The following is a 19,972-nucleotide window of genomic DNA, read 5'->3' as shown; positions in this document are numbered from 1 at the left end:
TTCGAGCCCGCCTGTCGATAGCGGGCCACGAGCGGCCGGTACCGGCCAGTTCGATCACGAGGACGCCGGCTATCACAAGGGTCTGAGCAGCCGCCAGGTGCAGATGATCGCGATCGGTGGTGCGATCGGAACCGGTCTGTTCCTCGGCGCCGGCTCGCGGCTGCACTCGTCGGGACCTGCGCTGGCCATTGTGTACGCGGTGTCGGGTGTGTTCGCGTTCCTTGTCGTGCGTGCCATGGGTGAACTGGTGATGCACCGCCCCACCTCGGGTTCGTTCGTCTCGTACTCGCGCGAATTCCTCGGCGAGAAGGCGGCTTTCTTCTCCGGCTGGATGTACTTCCTGCAGTGGGCCACCGCGGGTATCGCGGACGTCACCGCGGTCGCGAAGTACACGCAGTTCTTCTGGCCGAATGTGCCGCAGTGGATCCCGGCTCTCATCGCGTTGTTCGTCATCCTCGCGGTGAACATGGTGTCGGTGAAACTGTTCGGGGAACTGGAGTTCTGGTTCGCCGCGATCAAGGTCGTCGCGCTCGTCGGCTTCATGATCGCCGGTATCGTCCTGCTCGTCACCCGGCATCCAGTGGCTGGGAACGTGACCGGGCCGAGCCTGATCTTCGACCACGGTGGTATCTTCCCGGCCGGTGTCCTGCCGGCGGTGCTGATCCTGCAGGGCGTCGTGTTCGCCTACGCCGGTATCGAGATGGTCGGCGTGACCGCGGGCGAGACCGACAACCCGAAGAAGGTGATCCCGAAGGCCGTCAACTCGGTGGCGTGGCGGATCGCCGTGTTCTACATCGGTTCCGTCGTGCTGCTGGTCATGCTGCTGCCGTGGACCGACTTCAAGGCCGGGGAAAGCCCCTTCGTCACGGTGTTGTCGAAGCTGGGTGTGCCCGCGGCCGGCGGTGTGATGAACCTGATCGTGATGACCGCCGCGCTTTCCAGTGTCAACTCGGGTCTGTACTCCACCGGCCGGATCCTGAAGTCGTTGGCGGCAGCGGGTTCCGCGCCGAAGTTCACCGCGCTGATGAACAAGCGTGGCGTTCCCTTCGGTGGCGTGCTGCTCACCGCGGTGGTCTACCTCATGGGCATCGTGATGAACATGGTCGTGCCGAACGAGGCGTTCGAGATCGCGCTCGAGTTCTCCGCCGTGGGCATCATCGCGATGTGGTCGATGATCGTCGTCTGTAACCTTGCCTTGTACCGCAAGGCGAAGAAGGGCGAAATGGAGCGGCCGTCCTATCGGCTCCCTGGGGCGCCGTACACCAACTACGTCACGCTCGTCTTCCTGATCGGCGTGCTGGCATTGAGTTACTTCAATGGCGAGAGCGGGCGCATCCTGATTTACGGTTTGCCTGGTATCGCACTGCTTCTGGTGCTGGGCTGGCTCGCGGTTCGCGGCCGGGTCCGCCGGATCGCCGAGGAACGGGCTCTCGCGTCGGGCTTTACCGAACCCGTGTAGCAAGCCGGGTGTCAGCCGGTGGCCGGTCCCGATCCGGCCACCGGCCGGCGTGTAGTCGCATGGAGACCGCGTGTAGACCGCCTAGAGACGGCGTGAAGGATTTCCGTGCAGAATTCCGCCAACGAAAATCGGAATCGAAGGGAGCCAGATACCATGGAGCAGCTCCGCATAGCCGTCAGTGCCCTGGATCCCATCGCGGTCGCCGGCCTCACCAATTGCCTGGCATCGCGGTCCGGGGTCACCGTGGTTTCCCGTGCGCAGCCGGCCGACGTGGATGTCGTCGTCGCGGCGTGCGAACGTCTTTCCGCCCGCGCGGTGAACATGTTGAGAACTCTGGCCGGCGAACTGGGCAAGCCGATTGTGCTGGTGTTGAGCGAAATCCGGGAAGTCGAGCTGCTGACCGCGGTCGAGTGCCGCGTGGTGGCCCTATTGCCGCGCAGCGCGGTGACCGACGACCGGCTGGTGCGCGCGGCCGAGACCGCGGCGGCCGGCGGGGTGCCGGCCAACCTGCTCGGCAAGCTGGTGGAGCAGGCGGAAGCGCTGCACCGCGAGCGGATGTCGCCGGATGGTCTGGACGACGCCAACCTCACGCCGCGCGAGATCGAGGTGCTGCGGCTGATGGCGGATGGTTTGGACACCAGCGAAATCGCCGACCGGCTCCGGTATTCGGAGCGGACCGTGAAAAACGTGATCTACGCGGTGACCAACAGGTTGCAGCTGCGTAACCGATCCCACGCCGTGGCCTACGCGATGCGTGCCGGCGTCATCTGACCATCCCGCGGGAAACCCCCGCTGTACACTGTCCGAAATGGACTCGAAGATCTGCCGCGCGGCCGGCCACGAGCCGGCCGCCGGTTCAGATCAACCCTTGGCGAAGGGCGTGGGCGACCGCGTGCGCGCGGTTGCGCAGACCGAGCCGGGCCTGCAGATCGTGCAGGATGTTCTTCACCGTGCGTTCGGAATAGTTGAGTTTCGTGGCGATCTCGGCGGTGCCGAGCCCCTCCGACAGCAACCGCACCACCTCGGTTTCCCGGCGGGACAGCACACTCAGCGTCAGATCCCGCGGGGCAAGGGTGTTCTCGTGCAACCTCGACAGCCCGCGAAGCAGATCACCGAGCTGATCGGCCGGCAGGTGCCCGCGCTCGTGATGAGCGTCGGCGATGGCACGCAGCAACCGCTGGGGAGTCGCCTCCGCCCGCGGAATCAGGACCACGAGTCCGTATTCGAGCGCCGCCCAGAGTTCACCTTCGCGTGGTTCGTCCGCGACCAGAACCAGCCGGGTCGGCGCGCTCAGCATCGTCCGCAGCCCGGACTCGGCGACCGCCACCACCACATCCGCGTCGGCTTCGTCGTCGACCAGCAGCAGACCGGCGGCTTTCGAGAGCTCGCCGGTCACCCCCACCTGAACGAGGGGATCGGTCGCGCGCACAGCCACCTGAATCGTGACACGGCGTGCCTGTGGGACGGAGGGATGATCCACTGTCCGGGTGATTCGCGACGACATGAGCCTAGCGAACACTGTCAGACGGTAATCGACAAGATGCGGAGGGCGGCAGGCTTTCACTTTCGAGGGCCCGCCGGTGTAAAAGGGCAAATGTCGATAGCACAGACGGGAAGTCGATGACTTTCGGGGAATTGCTGCTCGAATACCGCGCCGCGGCCGGACTTTCGCAGGCCCAGCTGTCCCGGCGATCCGGGATCAGCGTCCGGGCGCTGCGGGACCTGGAGCACGGCCGGGCACAGGCTGCCCAGCAGCGTTCCGCCGAGGTCCTCGCCGAGGCACTGGGCCTGGCCGGCCCCGAACGGGCCCGGTTTCTGGCCGTGGCGAAGGAAGGACGCCGGCGCAGCCCGCGGACCTCGCCGGCCAGGGCGTTGTGCGCGTTGCCGGTGCCCGTGCGCAATCTCGTCGGGCGAGACGAGGAGCTGGAGCGCATCCGCGCGTGGGCGCGGGCACGCGGCGAGGCGGTCGCGATCATCGGCCAGCCCGGCGTCGGCAAGACGGCACTGGCGGTGGCGGCGGCGCATTCCGTGGCGGCGGACTTTCCGGACGGCTGCTTCGCGATCGACCTGCGCGGCATGGACGACCAGCCGGTCACCCCGCGCGCCGCGCTCGACCGGCTGCTGCGCGCGCTCGGCGTGCCACCGGCACAGATCCCGCCCACCGAGGCCGAGCAGTCGGGCCTGTTCCGGATGCTGCTCGAGCAACGCCGGGCCCTGCTGTTGCTGGACAACGCGGCCGACGAGGCACAGGTGCGGCCGCTGCTGGCGATCGCGCCCGGCTGCCTGACGTTGATCACCTGCCGTCGCGCGCTCGCCGGTCTGGAGTCGGCGCGCTGGATCCCGCTGGAATCCCTCAGCGAGTCCGGCGGGGTCGAGCTGCTGTCCACGATCATCGGCGCGGACCGGGTGGCCGCCGAGCCGAAGGCCGCCCGCGAACTCGTGCGGTTCTGCGGGAACCTGCCGCTGGCCGTGCGCATCGCCGGCAACCGGCTGGCGACCCGCTCGCACTGGTCGCTGGCGCACCTGGTGATGCTGATGCGCGACGAGGGCACCCGGCTGTCCTCGCTGTCGGCCGGTGATCTCGAGCTGCGCTCGGCGTTCGAAGTCTCCTACCGGCGGCTGTCGCCGTCCGCGCGGCTGTTGTTCCGGCGGCTGACCACCTTGCCAGGGGTGGACTTCGGCAGCGGGCTCGCCGCCGTGGCCGGCGGGCTGCCCGAAGAGGAGGTGGGGCCCTGCCTCGACGAGCTTGTCGACGCGGGCCTGCTGCAGGTGACGTTGCCGCCGGGGCGCTACCAGTTCCACGACCTGATCAAGCTGTATGCCGTCGAGTGCTGGAAGGCGGAGGAAGAGGCCGGCGAGCGGGCCCGGCGATACCACGGCGTGCTCGATCATCTGCTCGCCACCGCGACCGCCGCCGGGCTCGCGTTCTTTCCGGAGGAAACCGCCACCGGACCGTTCCCCTCCCGTGAGGAGGCGGCGGAATGGTTGAGCCGCGAGGAATCGCACTGGGTGGCGGCACAACGCGCGGCGGCGGCACTGGGTCACCATCGCGCGGTGGCCGAGCTCGCGAAGGGGATGCACTGGTACTCCGACACCCAGTGGATGCAGGGCCCGTGGGACCGGATCTTCGCATTGGGCGTGGACGCGGCCCGCGCACTGGACAGCAAGCCCGATCTGGCTCTGCTGCTGAACTTCCTCGGCTGGGCGCAGCACATGTGCCTCGGGGACAACGAAACCGGGCTGGTCACACACCGGCAGGCGCTGGCCGTCGCGACGGAGATCGGGGACCGGCGGGAACAGGCGTGGGCGCACGGTTATCTCGGTTCGGTGCTGATGCGGCTCGGCCGTCTTTCCGAAGCGCTGGAGCACACGGCGAAGGCGGTCGAGCTGTCGCGGGAGTTCCGGTTCTGGGAGATGCAGCTCGCGGTGCGGACCCGGCTCGGGAGGGTGTTGCGGGCGCTGGGCCGGTACACCGAAGCGCTTGCCGTGCACCGGCAGCTGCGTGAGGAAGGGGAGAAGCACAGCGATGAGGCACCGGCGGAGACGCGGCGCTGGATGATGGCGTCGGTCACCCTGGACATCGGCCGGACGCTGCGGGAGCAGGGTGAGCACCAGCAGGCGGCTTTGATGTTCCACGATGCCCGGCTGGTGTTCGCCGAGGGTGGTTTGCGTGGGCTGGTGGCGGAGGCCCTGCTGTCGGAAGGGCGGGCGCTGCGGGAGGCCGGTGAGTACGCCCAGGCACGCGAAACGTTGCGGTATGCGATCACCGAATTCCGCGATGTGGTTTTCCAGGAGTGGCGGGACGAGGTCCGTGCCGAACTGGCCCGGTTACCGCCGGATTAACTGAGGTGGATTTGAGGAAAAATTGATATTCTGGCAATTGGGGCACCTCTCCATGGAAAAGAAGGGACGGATCGCCGCCGCACGTCGCAATCTGGCCGTCACCGCGATTTCATGTTGGTAGTCGAACGCGGTTCAACGGGTGAAAGGCAGGCAGATGCAGGACTGGCCGGGGGAAGACCCGCTGGGGGAGATCGAGGAAATCGTGGCGGAAGCGATCGCGATGTCCTTGTTCGACAACGGGCGTGCCCTCGACACCGCCAAATGGCTGGACCGCTGTGTCGACCGTCTCGCGCCGGGTGTCGCGTTCCAGCCGTCGCCGGACGCGCGCGAAATGTATGTGGACCTGATGATGGGCCTGGCGCTGACGGCGGAATCACTGCGGGCCCGCACCCAGAGCGACCAGATCACCGCGGACCAGAACGAGCTGACGGCATCCCGATGTCTGGACCGGGTCCGCATCGAGGAACTCGTCTTCGCCGCCGACTTCCGCTTCCCGGAGGGCGGCATCTGGGGCTGAGCCCCGAGCGCGCGAGTTGAACGTTGCGTGTGCGCGAGTTGAGCGTTGGGCGCACCGGGAACGCGCAACTCGCGCACCGGGAACGCGCAACTCGCGCACCGGGAACGCGCAACTCGGGCAGCGGGAACGCGCAACTCGCGCACCGGGAACGCGCAACTCGGGCAGCGGGAACGCGCAACTCGGGCAGCGGGAACGCGCGACTCGCGCGGCGGGAACGTGCAACTCGCGCCTACATCGCTAGGTCTTCGGCGGTGAGCAGGGTGAGGTCGGCCATATCCTCGGATCCGCTCATCGCCAGCCTGGACGCCTGCCGGTCGGCCATCGACTCGAACACCTTGCGTGCGGTGCGGCCGTTGCCGAATGTGCCGTCCTTCGGGATGTCCGTGAAGTACTTGAGCAGCGCCTCTTCCGCACTCTGGTCGAGCTGGTAGTCGTGGCGTGAGCAGTGTGACTTGACGATCGTCACCAGCTCATCCGGGGTGTAGTTGGTGAATTCGATGGTGCGGCTGAACCGGGATTCCATACCGGGGTTGGCTTCCAGGAAGCTGCGCATCTCCTTGGAGTAGCCCGCCGCAATGACCACCACGTCCTCGCGGTGGTCCTCCATCAGCTTCACGAGGGTGTCGATGGCTTCCCGGCCGAAGTCGGGTCCGCTGCCGCCGCCGCTACTGGAAAGCGTGTACGCCTCGTCGATGAAGAAGATGCCGCCGAGAGCGGAGTTGAACGCCTCGGTCGTCTTGATCGCCGTGCCACCGATGATGTTCGCGACGAGATCCGCGCGCGCCACCTCGACGAGGTGCCCGGACCGGAGCACGCCGAGTCCTTTGAGGATGGCCCCGTAGAGTCGGGCGACGGTCGTCTTGCCGGTACCCGGCGCACCGGCGAAGACCAGGTGCCGGGACATCGGTGGCGCGGAAAGTCCTTTGTTGCGACGGAATTGCGCCATCTTGTTGAGGTTGACCAGCGACGTGACTTCACGCTTCACGCCGTCGAGTCCGACGAGGCTGGTCAGCTCGGTCATCGGGTCCATCGGCCCGCGGGCGGCCGAGGGTGCGGGCGCGGCGGGCTCGCCGGGCGCGTCCTGCTGGGTGACCGCGGCGGTGCCGTAGGCGTCGGGGACCCGGTTGTCGACGCTGACCAGCCCGGTGACCTCCGCGACGTCGCTCGCCTGCAGCTGCCGCAGCCCGGAGCCGGTGTTTTCCCTTGTCGCGCAACCGGAAACGACGATCGGCTCGGTGGTGCGCAACTGGATCCCGTCGGCGGAGTTGCCGACGAACTCGGAGTCCACGATCCGCCCGGACGCGCCCTTGCCGACGACGACCCCGTTGCCACCACAGCGATGCACGCGGCAGCGCACGAGTTCCAGTTCGGCGCCGTCGTCGGCGAACACGCCGTCGCCGCCGATCCCGCTCAGGTCGCAGTCGGACAGCCGGACGGACGCGCCGTTGATCGTCGCCCCGGCCTCGGTGGTACCGCGGATGCTCAACCCGGTCAGCGAGCTGCGCGCACCGCCTTCGGCCACCACCCCGGCCGCGCCGATCTCGCTCAGCTCAACGTTTTCGAACCGTCCACGTGCATCGTCGAACAACCGGATCGCGGCACCGTCGGAGCCGCTCACCCGCAGCTGGCGGAAGAACGGGTCCGCGCCGCCCGCCACCTGCACGCCGGCGAGCTTGCTGCCGCTGATGCTCATCACGTCGAACTCGGTGGTGCTGCGCTCGGCCACGTTCACCCCGGCGCCGGTGCTGCCCGCGGACTCGCACCCGGACAGGCTGCCCGCCGCGCGCCCGGCGAAGTGGAATCCGTGGCCACCGGCGTCACTCACCCGGCAGCCACGCAGAGTGGGCGCGCAACCCTCGGCGACGAACACCCCTTCGGCGCCGCTGCCGATGACCGAGCAGTCGTCGAAGGTCACCCGTTCCCGGGTGGCGAGGTAGAAACCGATTCCGGCGGTGTCGCGGATGGTGATCCGGCTGCCGGTCGTCACCGCCTGGTGCTCGACGGCCATCGCGGGCTTGGTCACCCCGGTGATCGTGGTGTCCTCGATGAGGGCCTGGCCGCGGCCGTTGAGGCAGATTCCGTTGCCACCGGCGCGATCGACGGTGCAGGAGCGGACGGTGAGCGAGCCGTCGTCGGCCACGACGACGCCGGACGTGCCGAGCCCGGTGAGGCGGCAGCCATCGAGGACGTTCTCTCGTGAGGTCACCACGACGCCCGCGCCGTTGGGATTGCTCACCTGGCATTCGCGCATCAGCACCGACCCGCGCTCCAGCGCGTACACCGCGGTCCAGCCCGCGGCGCGCACCGTGCACTCGGTCAGGCTCAGCTGGCCCGCCGTGCAGAAGATCGCCGGCGTCTCCGGATCGCTGGACTCCACGAGGATTCCCGACAGCGCCGCCGATTCCGCCGCCAGCGCCACGGCGGCACCGGCGGTCGGGGCGATGTGGACGCTGCCCGGCCCGTCCTCCGCGGCGATGGTGACGGATTTCGTCAACGTCAGGTTCTCGGCGTACCGGCCCGCGCCGACGACGATCAGCGAACCCTCCGACGCCGCGGCGAGCCCGGCCGCGATGCTCCGGTAACCGCCGGACGCGCCTTGGCTCACCAAGATCACATCGTGGGCCACGTCTTCTCCCGCCTCACTAGGTTGTGTTTCCTCACGCGCTGACCGCTGTCAGCTGGCCGCGTGCGCTCGCCGCGGCGAGGTCGATCCGCGACCGGCACCCGGTCTTGACGAACAGCCGGGACAGGTAGTACTCGACGGTCTTTTCGGTGACCTGCAACGCCACCGCGACCTGACGGTTGGTGCGGCCGTCCCGGATGAGGTCGACGATCCGCAGTTCCCGGTCGGAGAACCCGGTCCGGTCGCCCTCGGCGCGCGGCGTGGCGACACCACGGCGCCGCATCAGCGTCATCGCCTGCGCCCGGCTCGGCGCCGCACCGGCGCGGCCCGCGAGTTCATGCGCCTCGTGCAACCACGGCCGCGGTTGGTCCGCGAGCCGCCCGAGTTCGAGGCAAGCCACCAGAAGTTCCGGCAACCGGTCCTGCTCGCGCGCCAGTTCCGCGGCCTCGGAGAGGCTTGTTTCGTCAGCGTCCACCACGCCGCGGACGAACAGGAGCGCGGCACGGGTGGCGAGACTGTGCGCGCGTTCGTCAAGATCCGCCATTTCCGCGAGTATGGCACGACCGCGTTCCTCCTGGCCGCCGGCCATCGCGACCACGGCCAACCGCGCGAGCAGACGTTCCCCGCCGACCCGCGTCTCGTCCGCGGGGATCCGGCGGTAGGCCCACCAGCCGGCGGCGAGTGCCTCGGCGCTGTCCCCGGAGGCCGCCAGCAGCCCCGTTTCGACCCAGGCCCGCATCGCGATCAGCCGGTCGTCCTCGCCGGCGTCGGGAAGCCAGGCGGCGGCTTCCTTCAACTCACCGAGCCCGGTGCTGATCTCCGCGGCGAGCAGCGCACCCAGCCGGTGCGTGACACTGTCCGGGGAGCCGGTCAGCATGAGTTCACGTGCGGCCGACAGTGCGCCCTGCCACTCGCCGCGGGCGTACCGGGTGACGAGGCGCTGGTAGTGGGAGAGGGGGCCGTCGGCGGGCACCCCGTGCCCGGCCGGCAGCAGGCGGGTCAGATCGAGCGCGTCCCCGGCGAGCTGCTTTTCATGCCACGCCAACGGGTTCGCGATCAGCTCGCGGCCGGCCCGCGGCACGGCACCGGTGGTTTCCGGGTACTCGGCGATCAGCGCGGCAAGCTTGCCGTACTGGCCGAGCTGTTGCAGCAGACTGACCAAAGTGGACACTACGCGCGGGCGCTCGGAATCGCTGCCGAGGTGCCACAGCGCGGCGTGGTACCAGACGGCGGCCCGGGCCGGTTCGGCCGTGACCGCCCGGTCCGCGGCGGTCACGAGGGGGAATGCCAGCTCCGCCGACGGCGCGATGTCGCGGCCGGCCGCGGCGAGATGCCCGGCGATGACGGCGTCCCCGACGCCCGCGGTGAGCTGATATTCGGCGAGTTCTCCGTGCAGCCGCGCGACTTCCGCCCGCGTCCCGGCCAGTACGGCATCGGCCAGCGCCCGGCAGCCGCAGCTGAGCTGACCCGACTCGGTGCAGAACAAGGCACCGACCGCGACCAGCGTGTCGACCGCCTGCCCGTAGGCGGCCAGCGGGTTGCCGGTGACCGCGGCGAGCGCGGGAAGATCGTCGATGCCGAACACGGGCCCGGTCGCGGCGAGCGCCACCAGATCGTGTCCGGCGGCGTCGAGCGCGCGCACCTGGCGCACCAGATCGTGTCCGGCCGCCAGCACGACCGGCTCGTCCCCGGCGAGGCAGGCCTTGCCGTGCACGGTGACGATGCGCCCCGCCGCGCGCAGTTCGTCCACAGTGGACAGCAGCGTGCCGGGATCGCACATCAGCGGGCCGAGCGCGCGCCGCAGTGCGATCTGCAGCGAGTCGTCCGGTGCCGCGCCGATCCGCTGGCCGAGCAGGGTGAAGGCGTGCTCGTCGGACAACGGGCCCAGATCGACGAGGTGGTCGGCCAGCGGTGCCAGCTGGACCGGCGCCGCGGCGAACCGGCCGTCGTCGCGGCAGGCGGCCAGCACGAGGCAGCCGGGCAGGCAGGCCGGGGTGATCGCGAGGGTGGGATTGGTCACGGCGTCCACGTCATCGGCGATGACCACCAGCGGACCCTCGCGCCGCAGCCTGCCGAAGATCTTGGCCAGCCCGACCAGCAACCTCGACCGCAGCTTCGGCGACGCGTAGGTTTCCGGCGTGCACAACCGGCTGACCGCGTTGATCGCGTCCGCCAGCGCGACGTCGACCGAACGCTCGAGATGCTTGCGCAGCGCGGCAATCGTCGCCTGCACACCGAACGCGTCCCACGGCGCGACCCCCGCGGCGCCGAAGGAGATCTCGACGACGGTCGCGCCGTCCCGGCGCCACCGCTGCCCGACGACCGTCAGCAGCGCCGACTTGCCGATGCCCGGCGTCCCGCGGACGACCGCCAGCGTGTGCCGGTGCGCGGTGACGCCGGCCAGCGCAGCGCCGAGTTCGGCCAGCTCGTCATCCCTTCCGGACAGCGCGGTACGTTCGCGTGCCATGTTGACCCCCTGGTGGTCGACCCCCGCTATGGGTGGTGCTTCATATCGTCGCGAGTTGGACGTGCCAAGGGGCCATTCCGGTGCCTTGAGTGACACCCTGGAAGCGAATGCTGCCCGAATGTCCCACCGCGGGCCCCACTAAGGGCGAGTGAGGGATATCCCGCAAGCGCGGTAGCGTCCGCGCGCGGACGCTGTGGTGCATACCTATGAATGGGGGATAGTCGCCGATGCAGGATCATGTCGTGCCCCCTGGGCGGGGAGAGCGCGACCACAACGGCAGGAACCGGGAGAGCACCGACGTGACGGCAGCCGCGACCAAGCCCCGCGCAGACGACCTCGCAGTCGACTGGTGTGGTGCGCACGCGCTGGTCCGCAGCCCGCGCGAGGCGGCGGGCAACCCGTCGCTGGCCGCGTTCCCCGGTCGCTCCGGTCAGCTGGTCGTGCTGGTTTCGCCGGAGGCACACCGGCATCCCGCGCTCGAAAGCACCGTGCTTTCCTTGCTGCGTTCGACTTTGCCCGCGAAGCCGGGCGTGCACACCGTGTGGGTCGGCATTCCCGGTCTCGGCGCGGACCGCGGTTCCCAGGCGCCGCTGGTGCGCCGGATCCTCGACGAGTTCAAAGTCGATGTGGTCGCGCCGGACGGGAAACTCGCCGGCGATCCCGGCGCCGGGATCTACGTCGGCGCGAGCATCGGATCGGCCGGGTGGCGCCGGTTCCACACCGGCAGCGCGAGCACCGTGATCAGCGCCAGGTTCCCTGTGCCGGTATGGGAACGGTCCCTGCCGGCGGTGCCGGTGAGCGAATCCGGTGTGGTCGTCGAGCCGGTGGGCGCCGGCCTGCTGATGCGTGGCGCCCCGGCACCTCCGCTCAACCCCGGGCATCCGGCGTTCCGCGTTCCGGTGGACCCGGCGCGGCCGAAGGTGATCATCGAAGGCAGCCGGATCCTGCCCGGGCAGGCGAGCACGCTGCTGGAGACGATCCCGGGCCCGGTGCGCTCGACACTGCTGATCGTGCCGCTGGACCCGTCGATCGTGAGCCTCGGCTGGGTTTCGCAGCTGGCGGAACGCGGGGCGGGTCCGGTGATGTTCAGCACCGGCGTGCAGCTCGTGGACGGCAAGGGGGAGCACGCGGTCGTTTCGGGCGCCGGCGGGGACTCCGCGTTCCGCCCGTTCCCGGTTGCGTTGCGGCAAAGCCCGGGTTCGCTCGGCCAGGAAGTGCTCGAGATCGCGCCGGCGCCGGCGGGCTGGCAGGGCTATGGCGAGCGCGCTTACCGGCTCGGCCCCGGCGGCCCGGTCGCGGACGTCGTCCCGGCGGGGCTGGTGCTGCGCGAGGAGCCGGCGCCGGAGTCGGTGAACGCCGCGAGGGTGCCGTTCGACCCGTACGGCTGGACGCTCACCGTCGGCGTGCGGGGCCATGCGGTGACCGCGAAGGTGATCGACGCGCTGGGGCCGTTGCTGTCCGCCGCCGGCGCGGACCGGTTGCGTCGCTGCCGGGTGCGTATCGACGGGGAGCTCGACGTCGCCGATCGGGAGCGGATCGCTCAGATCGCCCGCGAGGCCGGGGTGACGCTCGATCAACCGCCGGCGCCGGGAATTCCGCCGGTGGCGGGCAAACCGCCGATCCCGATGTCGATGGTGTCGGGCCCACGCACCACGTCCGGTCCGGACGTGGAACCTCAAGCGGAGGTCCCACCGAAGCCCGAAGCCGCACCGAGGCCGGACTCCGCGCCGCAGCCGGACCTGGCGTCGAAGCCGGCCGCCGCATCGAAGCCGGTGACGCCGTCGAGCCCAGGCCCCGGATCGAATCCAGGCGCCGGGCCGGACCCGGCCGCCCCACCGAAGTCAGGCGCAGCACCGAATCCAGCTGCCGCGCGGAACCCGGGCGCCGGGCCGGACCCGTCTGCCGCACCGAACCCAGCCGCCACACCGAATCCAGCCGCCGGACGGAGGGCGGAACCCGCGCCGAGGGCCGACGTTCCGCCACCGCCGCCGGCGGGCATGAAGCCGGTTCCGCCTCCGCCGCCCGGGGCGCCCCGGCCTCCGGGTGCGCCGAACCCGCCCCGGCTGCCGAACCCGATGCCACCGGGGCACCAGGTCCAGTCCGGCGTGGCCGCCAAGGCGGCCCCACCACCGCCGAACCCGGCGCCGCCGAACCCCGTGATGGTCACGTCGCCGGGAATGCCGGTGCCGATGATGTCCGGGCCGGCCGCGGAAACCGTTGCCGTGCCGGCGAACGCGGCGCCCGCGCGGGCCGAGCCGGAGCCGGACGACGACGTGGTCTCGGCGACGGCCGAGCCGTGGCCGGAGCGCGCGAGCACCTCCGGTGAGCAGAGCCGGTTCAGCGCCGCCGCGGGAAACGCTTTCACCGACGGGCTTTCCCTGGTGAACGCGGCACTGGCGACCTGGCCTGCCTTGCGCCGCACCGAAGCCGGCGCCAAATCCGACTACGTCGCGGTGTGTCTCTACCTGTCGCGCGGCGAGGTCGGTGGGGTGAGCGTGAACCGGACGTTGCGCGCGGGCAAGGAAGTGTCGACCGAGGCGTACATGTCGTGCCTCGTGTCGGGCCTGATCCGGCTGCCGATCCACCGGCGCGTGGTGCTGCGTCAGGCGAAGGCGAAGGCGTCGCGGAAATGGGAGGTCGGCGCGGTGCTGACCGATCCCGGTTTCGTCAGCGCCAGCGTCGGCTACGACGTCACCGTCGCCGGGGCGGCCGCGGATCTGCTGATCTGGCCCGCCACCGCGCGGCGCACCTCCGAGCTCGTGGTGAACCGCCCGATCGACGAAGCCGTTTTCCTGCCCGGCAGGCGATTCAAGATCCTCGGGACGCGCAAGGCCGAGGGCATCGAGGACGTCGACGGGCCGACGGTCCCGCCCACCACGGTGCTGCTGCGCGAGCTGACCACCGATGAGTCCGATGTGGACCGTCTCGACACGGCCGCGCTCGCCCGGCTGGAGCGAGCCTGGGCCACGCGCGCGCAGCGCAGCCTCGACGTCGTCGACGATCCCGATGTGGTGCTGCGGCTGACCATGCCGATGGTTCCGGCGTAAGGGAGCGAACAGTGCGGAAGTACCTCGCGGCCGGCGCCGTCGCGCTCAGTGTGCTGCTCACGGCTCCGGCGGCACCGGCGCTGGCCCAACCGGCGTTGCCGTCCGGCCAGCAGCAGGCCTGCCTCGGCAAGCCGCCTGCCAGTGACCCCGCGGTCCCGTGGGCGCAGCAACAGCTTGCGCCACAACGGGTCTGGACGCTCACCAACGGGGCAGGCATCGTCGTCGGGGTCGTCGACACCGGGGTCGACGCGAACACGCCGCAGCTCGCCGGGCACGTGCAGGCAGGCACCGACGTGCTCAATCCCGGTGGGGGAACGGGAAACAGCGACTGTTTCGGGCACGGCACGTTCGTCGCCGGCATCATCGCCGCGTCCCCGCTGGACGGAACCGGGTTCACCGGGGTCGCCCCCGGGGCGCAGATTCTGCCGGTCCGGGTTGCCAACAACGCCGACGACGTGTCCGCCGCCTCGATCGCCACCGGGATCCGTGCCGCTGTGGACGGCGGGGCGCGGGTGATCAACGTGTCCGCGAGCACGACCGTGCAACTGCCCGCGTTGCAGGATGCGGTGGCGTACGCCGAATCGCGCGATGTGGTGCTGATCGCGTCCGCGGCGAACAGCGCCAAGAACGGTGACCCGGTGACGTATCCGGCGTCCTATCCCACGGTGATCGCGGTCGGCGCGATCGATTCCGCGGGCCAGCGCGCGGATTTCTCCCAAACGGGCCCGTATCTCGGTCTGGTGGCACCGGGCGTGAACGTGGTCAGCGTCGGACCGGGCGGGCCGGGGCAGTGGCAGGGCAGCGGAACCAGTTACGCCGCACCGTTCGTGACGGCCACCGCGGCGCTCATCCGTGCTTACCGGCCGGGGCTCAGCGCGGCACAGGTGCGGCACCGGCTGCAGGTGACCGCCGATCACCCGGCCGCGAAACTGCCCGACCCGGAACTGGGCTGGGGCACGGTGAATCCGGTCGCCGCGGTTTCCGCCGTGCTGCCGGAGGAAAGCGGTGATGCCGGCAGGACCGTGAAGGCCGAACCGGCACACGCGCCCGTGGTGCAGCCGCTCGACAAAGTCGGCCCGCTGCTGGTGGTGCTCGGCCTTTTCGTGGCGCTGCTGCTGGCCTTCGTGCTGGTGCTGTGGCGGCGGATCGGTCCGGCCGGCCACCGCCGTCAGTGGCGCCGTGGCCGGGTCATCCGGCCCGTGGAACCCCCTTCGCCGGACCGGGAAAAGGCGCCGGACCACGCCTAGGGAGCCCGCTCAAATCTTGGTCAAACCTTCGCCATGTCGGTAAACGGGGCCGAAAAGCCCTGTTAGCGTCCGAAAGACGCATCCCCACATGAGCCGGAGCGTGTCTTGACTTTCGATTTCAGCTCGTTCAGTTTCAGCAATTCCCAGTTGTTCACCGATCCTTACCCGATTTACCACGAACTTCGCGAACGTGAGCCGGTGCACCGTTCGACGATGTATGGCGGCTCCTGGATCCTGTTCTCGTACGAGCATGCCGCGACCCTGCTGCGCGATTCGCGGCTGACGAACAACCGCGCGAACCTGCCGGTGCTGGCACTCCGGCCGGAACAGCGCGCCGAGTTCACTGATTTCGTCGCGTTTCTGCGGACCTGGTTCGCGTTCCACGAAGGTGATTCCTATGTGCTGCGGCGCGCGGCGATGGACGGGGTTTTCCGTATACTCACCCGGTCACTGATCACCGAGGTCGTCCAGGATTCCGTTGACACCCTGCTGTCCCGTTGGGACGGCCGGGCGAAAATGGATCTGGTCGCCGATTTCGCGCGGCCGTTGCCCGCCATGGTGTTCACCCGCCTGCTGGGCGCACCGGAGTCGGACTACGCGCAACTGGATCATTGGGCCGACGACATCGCCTACCTGTTCGCCGCCAGCGACATCACCGTCGAGGACGTCCGCCGTGGCTGGGCCAGTGCGCAGGCGCTGATGTCCTATTTGGAAACCCTGGCCGCCGAAATGGTGAAATTTCCCGAACGTTCACTGCTCGGTACGATGCTCGCACGGCAGGAACCCGGTTTTTCCTTCACCGTGGCGGATGCGTGTGCGCAGTGTGTGCTCATGATGTTCGCCGGGCTGGAACCTTCCCGGCACCTGATCGGCTCCGCAATCCTTGCCCTGCAACAGTTTCCTGACCAACGCGAGCTGCTGCGGGAGAACCCGCGGCTGTGGCCGGCGGCGGTGGAGGAATTCCTGCGGTTCGACCCGCCGGTGCAGTACATCGGCAGGCTCGCCGCCGAGTCCTTCACCTACCACGGGCACCGGATCGAAAAAGGACAGCCGGTGCTGCCGTTCGTCGGTTCGGCCAACCGGGATCCCGGGCAGTTCCCGGAACCGGATGTCCTCGATGTACGGCGGCGCCCCAAGCATCTCGCCATGGGCGAGGGATTGCACCGGTGCCTCGGCGCCGGACTGGTCCGGGTCCAGACCGGTATCGCGCTGCGCTCGTTGCTGGACCGGTTTCCGGAGCTGGAAGTGTGCGCCGATCCGGAGCCGGTATGGCACTCCTATGCGGGTTTCCGCGGTTTGAAGTCGCTCACCGTCGCCGTGTGATTCCACAATTTCCGTACGCACGGGCAGCGAACAGGGGCAAAAGGGTCTATCGCACCGGAAACCACTGGTACCGGGTGTATCCACGCAAGTGCGACCCCACCGAAACCCGTGATGAGGAGTACCGATGAACAACAAAGGCGTCAAGGCCGTCCGCAAGACGCGGGTGCCGCAGGCCGGCCGGCTCGCCGTGGCCGTGGTCGCCGTGGCGATGGCGCTGACCGCGTGCGGCACGAAGGTCACCGGTGCCGCCGCGGCGCCGACGTCGGCCGCGCCGGCGCAGGCGGAGACCACCAGTGCGAAGGCGACCCCACCGACGCCCCCGGGTAGCGGTAAGACGGCGTCCGCCGCCGTCGCATCCTGGGTCACCCTGGTACTCAAGGGGGACTACGACAAGGCGTGCCGGTCGACCGCCGTGGTGTCTGCCGAACCCGGGGACGATGTGGACAAGCTGTGCGCGAGCGGCGGAGACGGCTTCGACGCGGTGAAGCAGCTTCACGAAGCGTGGGCGACGAAGCAAGGCGTCAAGCTGCCGCCCGAGGTGAAGGTGACGGTGAACGACGTCAAGGGACAGGACGGCAAGGCGACGGTGCCCGACACCGATATCAAGGTCGGCGACAAGACGCTTCGCGACATCGAGCTCATCGAGTCCACGGGTGACACCAGCTCGTTCCAGCTGAGCCTGCAGGTGCAGAAGAAGGATGACCTCTGGTACGTGGCCGGGATGGACATCAAGGCGTGATCGCAGTCGCCTCACCGGGTACGGCCGGGCAGCCGAGCTGCCCGGCCGTACCCATGTTGCCCGGAATTCGCCTGGTATTTGCCTGAACGGGCAAGCCGGGTGCGGCGCCGTCAAGATGCGTTAGAGACGCCGTGAAGACATCTCGTCCAGACTCTGGTCAAGCTAGACAGAGCTGGAGGAACCATGAAGCGAGTCCGGGTGGCCGTCCGCACCGATGATCCGATCACGACCGCGGGCCTGGTCAACTACGTGCAGTCCCGGCCGGGCCTGACCGTGGCGGGCGACCTGGCGAGCGGGCAGGCCGATGTGGTGGTCGCGGCGTTCGACCGCTTGTCCACCAATGCCGTGGCCACGTTGCGCGAGCTTGCCGAGTACGAGCGCCCCATCGTGCTGGTGATCAACGAGATCAAGGAAGTCGAGTTGTTCACCGCGGTCGAGTGCCGGGTGGTGGCGATCGTGCCGCGCGCCGCGACGACCAACGAGCGACTGGCGACGAGCATCCAGGCCGCCGCGGCGGAGGGTGCGGACATCCCGCCGGACCTGCTGGGCCGGCTGCTCGAGCAGGCGGAGTGGCTGCACCGCGAGGTACTGGCGCCGAACGGGCTGACCGCATCGAGCCTTTCCGAGCGCGAGATCAGCGTGCTGCGGCTCATCGCCGACGGTCTGGACACCGGGCAGATCGCGCGCAACCTGTCCTACTCGGAGCGCACCGTGAAGAACGTCATCTCGGCGCTCACCAGCCGGCTGCATCTGCGCAACCGGTCGCACGCGGTGGCGTATGCCATGCGCGCGGGCGTCATCTGAGGCCGGTGGTCTCTGGAGGGATGGGCACCCCCGGACGGCGCGTGCGCCTTCAGGGGAGTGTCAGGGGGCCCATCGGCCGCGACACCGTTGTGGGCGGCGGCTCCGCCGACAATGCAGGAAGGTTCGCCGGCGCCTCGCCCTTCGAGTGTGCGTGATCACGCCCCGGATGCGCCCGGCCCGAGGTCGCTCGTCGGCAAGGAGTGCCCCGATGGACCGGTGATCCTCCGCATCACCGCGCGTGAGCTCTTTCACCACGCACGGCGCTTGCGCCGCCACCCGCACCGGCACGCAAGCCGCTTTCGCGACACCCCTCAGTCCTGGATTTCCCGCATCGCCGCGCGGGTGAGTGTGGTCGCGGTGTGCACGATGCTGGTGATGGCCTCCTCGATGGCCAGCCCGCATTGATCGGTCAGGCAGAACAGTGGCTCCGCGCCCATCGTGATCGCCAGGTCGCGCTTGAGCTGGGCCAGCCGGGGATGATCGCCGGGCAGTGTGGCGGCCCACGGTTCCAGCGCGAGGTCGATCAGCTCGAAGCGGAACCCGCGGCGGGTGGCGACGGCGCCGGCCGGGTCGGTGATCGTCGCCGCGATCGTGGTGCGCACCGGCTGCTGGAACCGTGCGACGTGCCGCATCAGGTAGCCGGTGACGGCGGCGACCCGCGCGACCGGGTCCGTGGAGTCACCGGCATCCGCGAGCGCCTCCGCCGGGTCGTTTTCCTGTTCCGCCATGGCTTTCTGCAGCAGTGTCGCGAGGTCCGGGAAGTACCGGTAGGCGGTGGCTTCGGACACCATCGCCGCCTTGGCGACCTCGGGCATCGTCACCGTGCGACCGGTCCGCACCAGTTCGGCCGCCGCCTGCAGGATCGTGTTGTAGGTCCGCCGCTTCTGGTTGATCCGCCCGCCTGTGTCCAGCGAAGTCATCCTGCCTCCCGCACTCTGTTCATGCGAGTGTACTCGCATGAAGATGTTCGTGCACGATTTCCCCAAACGGGGCCGGAAGACCCCGGGTTGGGAGTGATCATCTCCGTAGCGTGGATCCATGACGTTCACCGGCACGCCGCGGAAAGCGCCTCGCTGGTACCACGCCACCACCGAGCTCGACGACTTCGCCATCGTGAGCTACCGGGTCGATCCCGCCGGACTCGCCCGGCACCTGCCGGCCCACGTCGTACCGGAAACGTTCACCTTCGAAGACGGCACCACCGCCGCGCTCATCTCCGCCGTCGCGTTCAAGGACCGCGATTTCCGGTTCCGCGGGCTCCCGGCGGTCACCATGTCGTGCGGGCAGATCAACTACCGCGCCTACGTGCGCGCGTATGGCACGACCGGGGTCTGGTTCTTCGGCACCAGTCTCGACCACGCGCTCGTCGCGATCCCGCGGACGGTGTGGGGGATGCCGTGGACCCGCAGCCGGATCGGGATCTCCTCGGCGCCGGACCGGTGGCGGATGAGCGCGTCCGACGTCTCGGGCGAAAGTCACTGCGAGCTGGTCGCGACCGGGGAGCCGCTCGGGGCGCTCGACGGTTTTCCCGACGTGGACAGGATGTTGCGGCTGCTGACCCATCCCACCGACGGCTGGTACCGGCGACGTGCCGGTGGCGTCGGGCATTACTCGATCTGGCATGACGTCATGGCACCGAATCCTTACCAGGTGGTTTCGGCGCGGTTGACATTCTTCGAGCAACTCGGGTTGATCGAGCCCACCAGTCTTCCGCACTCCGCATTGGTCCAGCCGACCGTGCACTTCGACATCCACACGCCACCACGGCGAATGCCGGCGGAAAAATAGTTCGAAGTCGGCTGAACTCGGATCCGTCGCGCTCCGTTCTTCCCCGTATCGAGGGGTGCACGGGCACCGGCGATTGCCGCGGGGCTCCGTGCTGTCCGAAAGTTTGTCCAAGGTC

General features: G+C 69.3%; 14 protein-coding genes. 10 read left to right on the top strand and 4 right to left on the bottom strand.

Translation table 11 applies throughout. The features are described 5' to 3' along the window. The first annotated feature begins 103 nt into the window (after nucleotides 1-103). Entirely contained in the window at nucleotides 104-1,459 is a 1,356-nt protein-coding gene (locus GKO32_RS17865; RefSeq protein WP_246244009.1) for an amino acid permease, read from the top strand. 153 nt (nucleotides 1,460-1,612) lie between these two features. Beyond that, nucleotides 1,613-2,230 carry a helix-turn-helix transcriptional regulator gene (locus GKO32_RS17860; RefSeq protein WP_154758016.1) on the top strand — a complete coding sequence of 206 codons (618 nt, stop codon included), beginning with the start codon at nucleotides 1,613-1,615 and terminating at the stop codon, nucleotides 2,228-2,230. An 85-nt stretch (nucleotides 2,231-2,315) separates the two neighbouring features. On the opposite strand, the gene GKO32_RS17855 is transcribed toward GKO32_RS17860, so the two are convergent. Then, entirely contained in the window at nucleotides 2,316-2,894 is a 579-nt protein-coding gene (locus GKO32_RS17855; RefSeq protein WP_312868032.1) for a helix-turn-helix transcriptional regulator, read from the bottom strand. 185 nt (nucleotides 2,895-3,079) lie between these two features. Between GKO32_RS17855 and GKO32_RS17850 the strand changes: the two genes are divergently transcribed. Both GKO32_RS17850 and GKO32_RS17845 read left to right on the top strand, forming a co-directional pair. Then, a complete protein-coding gene (locus GKO32_RS17850; protein WP_154758014.1) occupies nucleotides 3,080-5,302 on the top strand; it encodes an ATP-binding protein in 2,223 nt (740 codons plus the stop codon). 139 nt (nucleotides 5,303-5,441) lie between these two features. Next, nucleotides 5,442-5,819 carry a hypothetical protein gene (locus GKO32_RS17845; RefSeq protein ID WP_154758013.1) on the top strand — a complete coding sequence of 126 codons (378 nt, stop codon included), beginning with the start codon at nucleotides 5,442-5,444 and terminating at the stop codon, nucleotides 5,817-5,819. Between the two features lie 229 nt (nucleotides 5,820-6,048). Here GKO32_RS17845 and GKO32_RS17840 read toward each other — a convergent pair whose 3' ends face one another. Continuing rightward, nucleotides 6,049-8,445 carry a right-handed parallel beta-helix repeat-containing protein gene (locus tag GKO32_RS17840; RefSeq protein WP_312868031.1) on the bottom strand — a complete coding sequence of 799 codons (2,397 nt, stop codon included), beginning with the start codon at nucleotides 8,443-8,445 and terminating at the stop codon, nucleotides 6,049-6,051. Nucleotides 8,446-8,476: 31 nt separating this feature from the next. Next, nucleotides 8,477-10,909, bottom strand: coding sequence for a helix-turn-helix transcriptional regulator (locus tag GKO32_RS17835; protein WP_154758012.1), 2,433 nt, complete (start codon nucleotides 10,907-10,909; stop codon nucleotides 8,477-8,479). 227 nt (nucleotides 10,910-11,136) lie between these two features. Between GKO32_RS17835 and GKO32_RS39860 the strand changes: the two genes are divergently transcribed. The 5 genes from GKO32_RS39860 (at nucleotide 11,137) to GKO32_RS17810 (ending at nucleotide 18,069) form a co-directional block, all read left to right on the top strand. Continuing rightward, nucleotides 11,137-13,956, top strand: coding sequence for a hypothetical protein (locus GKO32_RS39860; protein WP_154758011.1), 2,820 nt, complete (start codon nucleotides 11,137-11,139; stop codon nucleotides 13,954-13,956). An 11-nt stretch (nucleotides 13,957-13,967) separates the two neighbouring features. Next, nucleotides 13,968-15,203 (top strand): type VII secretion-associated serine protease mycosin, encoded by a 1,236-nt coding sequence (mycP, locus tag GKO32_RS17825; protein ID WP_312868030.1) that lies wholly within the window; start codon nucleotides 13,968-13,970, stop codon nucleotides 15,201-15,203. Between the two features lie 105 nt (nucleotides 15,204-15,308). Beyond that, on the top strand, nucleotides 15,309-16,526 hold the full coding sequence (locus GKO32_RS17820; protein WP_154758010.1) for a cytochrome P450: 1,218 nt from the start codon (nucleotides 15,309-15,311) through the stop codon (nucleotides 16,524-16,526). 124 nt (nucleotides 16,527-16,650) lie between these two features. After that, nucleotides 16,651-17,265, top strand: a complete 615-nt coding sequence (locus tag GKO32_RS39175; protein ID WP_246243991.1) for a hypothetical protein — start codon at nucleotides 16,651-16,653, stop codon at nucleotides 17,263-17,265. 183 nt (nucleotides 17,266-17,448) lie between these two features. Next, a complete protein-coding gene (locus GKO32_RS17810; protein ID WP_154758009.1) occupies nucleotides 17,449-18,069 on the top strand; it encodes a response regulator transcription factor in 621 nt (206 codons plus the stop codon). A gap of 311 nt (nucleotides 18,070-18,380) precedes the next feature. On the opposite strand, the gene GKO32_RS17805 is transcribed toward GKO32_RS17810, so the two are convergent. Then, complete coding sequence (locus GKO32_RS17805) at nucleotides 18,381-18,989, bottom strand: TetR/AcrR family transcriptional regulator (RefSeq protein WP_154758008.1); 609 nt, start codon at nucleotides 18,987-18,989, stop codon at nucleotides 18,381-18,383. Between the two features lie 118 nt (nucleotides 18,990-19,107). On the opposite strand from GKO32_RS17805, the gene GKO32_RS17800 reads away from it, so the two are divergent. Beyond that, complete coding sequence (locus GKO32_RS17800; RefSeq protein ID WP_154758007.1) at nucleotides 19,108-19,857, top strand: DUF2071 domain-containing protein; 750 nt, start codon at nucleotides 19,108-19,110, stop codon at nucleotides 19,855-19,857. Nucleotides 19,858-19,972: the final 115 nt, after the last annotated feature.

This window comes from Amycolatopsis pithecellobii (genome assembly GCF_009707865.1).
Classification (GTDB): Bacteria; Actinomycetota; Actinomycetes; order Mycobacteriales; family Pseudonocardiaceae; genus Amycolatopsis_E; species Amycolatopsis_E pithecellobii.
This window is presented reverse-complemented; position numbering and strand designations above follow the sequence as displayed.

Coding starts and splice junctions, on each gene's coding strand:
- GKO32_RS39860 (WP_154758011.1), top strand. CDS start 11,137: ATGCAGGATCATGTCGTGCCCCCTGGGCGGGGAGAGCGCGACCACAAC.
- GKO32_RS17800 (WP_154758007.1), top strand. CDS start 19,108: ATGACGTTCACCGGCACGCCGCGGAAAGCGCCTCGCTGGTACCACGCC.
- GKO32_RS17865 (WP_246244009.1), top strand. CDS start 104: ATGATCGCGATCGGTGGTGCGATCGGAACCGGTCTGTTCCTCGGCGCC.
- GKO32_RS39175 (WP_246243991.1), top strand. CDS start 16,651: ATGAACAACAAAGGCGTCAAGGCCGTCCGCAAGACGCGGGTGCCGCAG.
- GKO32_RS17850 (WP_154758014.1), top strand. CDS start 3,080: ATGACTTTCGGGGAATTGCTGCTCGAATACCGCGCCGCGGCCGGACTT.
- GKO32_RS17835 (WP_154758012.1), bottom strand. CDS start 10,909: ATGGCACGCGAACGTACCGCGCTGTCCGGAAGGGATGACGAGCTGGCC.
- GKO32_RS17805 (WP_154758008.1), bottom strand. CDS start 18,989: ATGACTTCGCTGGACACAGGCGGGCGGATCAACCAGAAGCGGCGGACC.
- GKO32_RS17860 (WP_154758016.1), top strand. CDS start 1,613: ATGGAGCAGCTCCGCATAGCCGTCAGTGCCCTGGATCCCATCGCGGTC.
- GKO32_RS17810 (WP_154758009.1), top strand. CDS start 17,449: ATGAAGCGAGTCCGGGTGGCCGTCCGCACCGATGATCCGATCACGACC.